Here is a 1415-nt window from a genome sequence, read left to right as displayed (position 1 = left end):
GAGAGGGGCGCGCTTCGCGCTTCCTCGCCTGAAACCCCGCCCGATTATCGGCACCAGACCGGAACGGGCATCACCACAAGGAGGCCGCTATGGCTATTTTCGAGATTGTCACGATGACCGACGACCACGGCATGAGCCGCGTTCATACTGATGATTTGACGGCGTGGGCCGAGGATATGGGCACCGAGATTACCGGGACGGAAACCCGCACCCGCCTTCGCCCGGAGTTGCAGGGCCAGCCCATCCTTTCCGGCTTTGTCGGCCCTTGCTGGGGCGGCCGCTCTGACGCGGGCGAACCCATCATTCGCTATGAAGATAGCGGCACCTATGCCGCGCTCAGCCAGTGAGGGGGGCGGAAATGACTCACTTTTCCGTTGTGCAGATCGACATGCACCCGGCCCCCTACGTTGCCGCGACCGGCAGCGCCCGCAGCGCCCAAATCCTCGCCCGCCTTGTGGGCGAGCGTTGCCCCGGCAACGTGTTCGGCATCCGCGACACGGCGGAGTTTTTCGGACCCAAGAGCAACGGCTTCATCCGAGATTGCGCCCGTTCCTTCGAGGTTCAGAAGATCGCGGCGGATGAGCTGATGGCCGAGGCTGACGACAACCCCGAGCAGCTTGCCAAGTGGCACGTCTATTTCTACGACAGCGGCGCCGGAGACTATCGCTTCAAGGTAAACGCCTATCTCGACCACGACTTGCGCGTCCGGGCAAAGTGCGAAGCCGACCCGGAGTTGATCGGGCGGGGCGTCGTCTATGGCGACGGGCCGACGATGGAAACGCTCTATCTGATGCTCGATGCCTTCACCGCCAGCCGCGAGACTGCGGCATGAGCTGGCACAACTTCGAGACAAGGGCGCATCCGTGCGCCCTTCCCCTTCCCCATGAGTCCGAGGACCTGGCGTGGCGCTACGCGCGCCGCCACGGGCACGAGGTTTGGGAAATTGTGGACAACGGCCGGACCGCCCGCGAGCGGTTTCTGGGCCAAGGCTGACGGTGACAACATGACATTTCACAACGCAGAGTTTCCGAAGATCGGAGAGACGCAGGAACACGCCGCGCCCGTCTTGCGCCGCAGCCTGGCCGAGATCGTGGCCGAGTATGATGAGAAGGAAGCCGCCATTCCCGAAGCGATCGCCGCGTTCAGCCAAGCCGAGACGGCAATCAATGTCGCGGCCTGCATCGGCGGAGCCTATGGAGGCCAAGTCTTTTCGCGCAGCCCGAGCCTCTATGAACGCGACGTGAGGCTTGCCCTTCTGCGCTCAGCTTGGAAGCACGTCTATGACAGGGCAATCGCATATGGCTCACGCGAGTAAGCCATTGAGAACGTTTCGGAGAAAGTCGTCATCCCAGCCTGCCCTCTTGAGCTTGATGGAGAGCGAGCCCTTCGACGTGTCCCTGCGCATGACGTCGAGA

At 62.8% G+C, this 1415-nt stretch carries 3 protein-coding genes; all 3 read left to right on the top strand.

What is annotated here, in order from left to right; all coding sequences use genetic code 11:
- The first annotated feature begins 89 nt into the window (after positions 1-89).
- Positions 90-347, top strand: a complete 258-nt coding sequence (locus tag SY26_RS19690) for a hypothetical protein (protein ID WP_046001981.1) — start codon at positions 90-92, stop codon at positions 345-347.
- Positions 348-358: 11 nt separating this feature from the next.
- A complete protein-coding gene (locus tag SY26_RS19685) occupies positions 359-832 on the top strand; it encodes a hypothetical protein (protein WP_157020566.1) in 474 nt (157 codons plus the stop codon).
- Positions 833-1003: 171 nt separating this feature from the next.
- Positions 1004-1315: a hypothetical protein gene (locus tag SY26_RS19680; protein WP_046001979.1), complete on the top strand. Its 312-nt coding sequence runs from the start codon at positions 1004-1006 to the stop codon at positions 1313-1315.
- The last annotated feature ends 100 nt before the right edge of the window (positions 1316-1415 follow it).

Origin of the sequence: Paracoccus sp. 228 (assembly GCF_000967825.1) — a bacterium.
In the GTDB taxonomy this organism is placed as follows: Bacteria; Pseudomonadota; Alphaproteobacteria; order Rhodobacterales; family Rhodobacteraceae; genus Paracoccus; species Paracoccus marcusii.
The sequence above is the reverse complement of the archived record's forward strand: the minus strand, read 5'-3'. Positions and strand labels throughout refer to the sequence as shown.

Bases quoted from the DNA above. Each gene is read 5' to 3' on its own strand.
- SY26_RS19690 (WP_046001981.1), top strand. From the start codon at position 90: ATGGCTATTTTCGAGATTGTCACGATGACCGACGACCACGGCATGAGC.
- SY26_RS19685 (WP_157020566.1), top strand. From the start codon at position 359: ATGACTCACTTTTCCGTTGTGCAGATCGACATGCACCCGGCCCCCTAC.
- SY26_RS19680 (WP_046001979.1), top strand. From the start codon at position 1,004: ATGACATTTCACAACGCAGAGTTTCCGAAGATCGGAGAGACGCAGGAA.